The sequence below is a fragment of the Selenomonadales bacterium genome (assembly GCA_017442105.1).
Lineage (GTDB): Bacteria > Bacillota > Negativicutes > RGIG982 > RGIG982 > RGIG982.
This window is the reverse complement of sequence record JAFSAX010000070.1, coordinates 1-1,575: the sequence shown is the minus strand read 5'-3', so window position 1 is coordinate 1,575 and position 1,575 is coordinate 1. Positions and strand designations below refer to the sequence as shown.

Genomic DNA, 1,575 nt, shown 5'->3' with positions numbered 1-1,575 from the left:
TTGTTGTTCCCGAAAAAGAAAAGATCATTCTCGTTGACCACAACGAAAAAGGTCAGGCGGTAGAAGGTATCGCTGCGGCAAAAGTCGTTGAAATGATCGACCATCACCGTTTGGGCGGTATGGAAACGAGCGATCCGATCTTCATTTGCCACGAACCTGTCGGTTGTACTTGCACGATCGTTGCGAACCTCTACTGGCAGTACGGCGTAGAGATCCCGCAGAATATTGCAGGCCTTCTTCTCTCGGCGATCCTTTCGGATACAGTCCTCTTCAAATCGCCGACTTGCACGCCGAAAGATAAAGAAACGGCTGAAAAATTGGCTCAGATCGCAGGTGTCGATCTCTACGAATACGGCATGAATATGCTCAAAGCAGGTTCCGGTATCGGCGATATGACGATTCCCGAGATCGTAGCCAACGATATGAAAGAATTCAAAATGGGCGACTACCTTGTTGCAGTCAGCCAGCTCTCCGTCATGGATACGAAAGAAGTCCTCGACCTCAAAGCAGACCTTCTTGCACAGATGGAAGCCGTCAATGAAGCCAAAGGTTACAATATGTACCTCATGATGGTAACGGATATCCTCGAAGAAGGTACGTTCCTCCTCGTTGCAGGCGGTCCGCAGGCTGTCGTAGAAAAAGCCTTCGACAAACTCGAAGACAACATGATCTACTTGCCGGGCGTTATGTCGCGTAAAAAACAGATCATTCCGCCGATGGTCAATGCGGCACAGGATAACTAAATAAGAACAGACGCTTCTCTTTTGGAGGGGCGTCTTTTTTGTTTGAAATACGCGCGTCATGGGCATGATAAGAGCGATGTCTTGGAAAGGAAGGGATATGGATGAAGCAGCGTAAGTTTCTCTACTGTCATCATTGCGGTAATCTGCTGGGACTGATACACGATGCAGGTGTACCGATCTCGTGCTGTGGTGAATTGATGCAGGAGCCGAATCTTATCGATATCAAGGATGGATGTCGTATCCATGCGGACGGGCAAACGACGGTCGTTGATATGAATTTTCCGCGTGACGGCATTCCGCAGTGGGTCTACCTTCAGACAGATATCGGCGGTCAGCGAAAGAAAACGGAAGGCTTCGCGAGGGTCGCGTTTCATCTTGCCGATGATGAAGAAGCAAGAGCGGCATACTGTTATTTTTCCGATCGCAATATCGGGATGATCGAGTGCTAAAAAGGGACGGAGCATTTGCTTCGTCCCTTTTTGTATATGATGCAGAAATTGCTGAGAGGTATTGACGAAAACAATGCTATATCTTAAAATGCATACAAAAACAGTATAGTTTATTGCGTCTTGTATATAAGAACCAGAACAAAACATTCCTTGAAGGAATCTACTATGTATGGTATAATAACGTACAAGAATAAGTTGACTCATTTTGTGTGAGATGATAACCATCATCATATATAAGAAGTCTATGGAAAGTGGATTGACGAAGTGTGAAAAATAATGATACAATATAATGGTATATAACTAGGCTTTTGAGGGTCAGATCAATGAGCCGATAGTGCATACGAGTAAATAACGGAAGGTGATGAAACGTGGAAAACTTGCTG

Annotated in this window: 2 protein-coding genes; both read left to right on the top strand. The window is 45.4% G+C overall.

The features are described from left to right. Window positions 1-743, top strand: a 743-nt coding sequence (locus IJN28_02850; GenBank protein ID MBQ6712711.1) for a putative manganese-dependent inorganic diphosphatase, incomplete at its 5' end; no start/stop codon positions are given. A 101-nt stretch (window positions 744-844) separates the two neighbouring features. Then, entirely contained in the window at window positions 845-1,192 is a 348-nt protein-coding gene (locus tag IJN28_02845) for a hypothetical protein (protein ID MBQ6712710.1), read from the top strand. Window positions 1,193-1,575 lie beyond the last annotated feature (383 nt).